The 1,466-nt window shown below is 32.0% G+C and carries 1 protein-coding gene and 1 pseudogene; one reads left to right on the top strand and one right to left on the bottom strand.

Annotated elements, in window-relative coordinates:
• The first annotated feature begins 443 nt into the window (after window positions 1–443).
• Entirely contained in the window at window positions 444–1,055 is a 612-nt protein-coding gene (locus ACFIL8_RS02580) for an invasion associated locus B family protein (RefSeq protein ID WP_375628083.1), read from the top strand.
• Between the two features lie 88 nt (window positions 1,056–1,143).
• Here the strand turns inward: ACFIL8_RS02580 and ACFIL8_RS02575 are convergent.
• Window positions 1,144–1,466: pseudogene (locus ACFIL8_RS02575) on the bottom strand (ribonuclease E/G); the annotation flags it as partial.

Raw genomic sequence — 1,466 nt, 5'->3', positions numbered from 1 at the left:
CACACAAGGAAAACAGTAAAATTTATCTGATATTTTAGAGCTTCATGCATTGCAACACCTGTTGCAAAGGTTCTATAAGCTTAACATGAAGAGTAATAAATGTAAAAATTTTAATTAGTAAGTTTTTTAGAGTAGTATCAGAGTTTATTTTAATTAATATTGCAATATTGATTCGTTTGTGTAATCTTAGTTTAAATGCACAGAGGTGTTTTATGGATAGATTGCATCAAATACCAATGTGTTGAAGAGGGGAAATGATATGAGTGTATAAAAATTAGAATGGCTCGTCGTATTTTTTCTCTAAATTTGACTTTTTTTTTTATATTGAAGTAAAAATAGTAAAATTAATTGTTATTTCATTATAATTTAATAAATTAAGTTGGAATTATATTTAATATTTTTTTGAAGTTACTTAAGAGCGCGTTGAAAGGATTAACTTAATCATGTCGCATAAAAATGTTTATTCTGCTGTTTCAGTATTAGTTGGAGCCGCTACCCTTTTTCTTATAGCTGGTATTTCTGCAAATGCGCAAACTTTATCACAAGGTTGGTACAAAGTTTGCAGTAAGCAGCATGATGTTGATATTTGTAATACAATGAATACTGTATTATCGAATACGGGACAACCTTTAACGGCTTTTAATCTTGTTGAAATAAAAGGGAAGCAAAATGAGAAACGTATAGGTATTCAAGTACCTACAGGTCGTTTTTTGCCAGAAGGTGTTCACATTAAAATTGGTGACGAGTTCTCTAAAAAAATTCCTTATATTATTTGTAATGGACCAAGTTGTATTGCTAATGATGTCTTAGATGATAAGCTTATAGCAGCTATGAAAAGTGGAACAAAAATGGTTGTAACCACAGTTAATTTTCGTGGTTCAGCTAATCCTATTGAATTTTCTCTTAATGGGTTTACAGCAGCCTATACCGGTCCTGGTATGGAGGAAAAAGATTTCCAACAAGAACAAATAAAGCTGCAGCAAGCTATTCAATCAAAGCAAAAAGAAATTGAAGAGCGTATGCGGGCTGAGCAAGAAAAAGCGAAACAAAAGTAATAAAACCACACCATAAAAGTTGGTCAAAACGTTTTCTATAATTGTTTATTTGAACCGCCACAGTTTTCTGTGGCGGTTTTTTTAATCCTTAATTTTTCGAAAGAATTCTGCGTTTCCACCAACCAATACGTTCAGTTTTGGAAGAATCATTAGGCGTTGATGAAATAACAACGGGTTGATTAATTGTTTCTTCAATTTGGGAAGGAGAGGTTTCGATAACTTTCTCCATCTCGATTACAGTTTCTTGCTCTAATATTTTTTGTATTTGCGTTGTCTCTTTAGAAGATGATTTTTTACGTGTTCCACGTGTTGATTTTTTACTCTTTTCAAGAGCTTTATCTTCTACCTCATGAATAGCTTTGTCTGCTTTTTTTGTTTTAGTTTTACGCACCGGACTGGTTGTAGGTTTTT

Origin of the sequence: Bartonella sp. AP57NXGY (genome assembly GCF_042195805.1) — a bacterium.
Taxonomy (GTDB): domain Bacteria; phylum Pseudomonadota; class Alphaproteobacteria; order Rhizobiales; family Rhizobiaceae; genus Bartonella.
This window is presented reverse-complemented; position numbering and strand designations above follow the sequence as displayed.

Coding starts and splice junctions, on each gene's coding strand:
- ACFIL8_RS02580 (WP_375628083.1), top strand. CDS start 444: ATGTCGCATAAAAATGTTTATTCTGCTGTTTCAGTATTAGTTGGAGCC.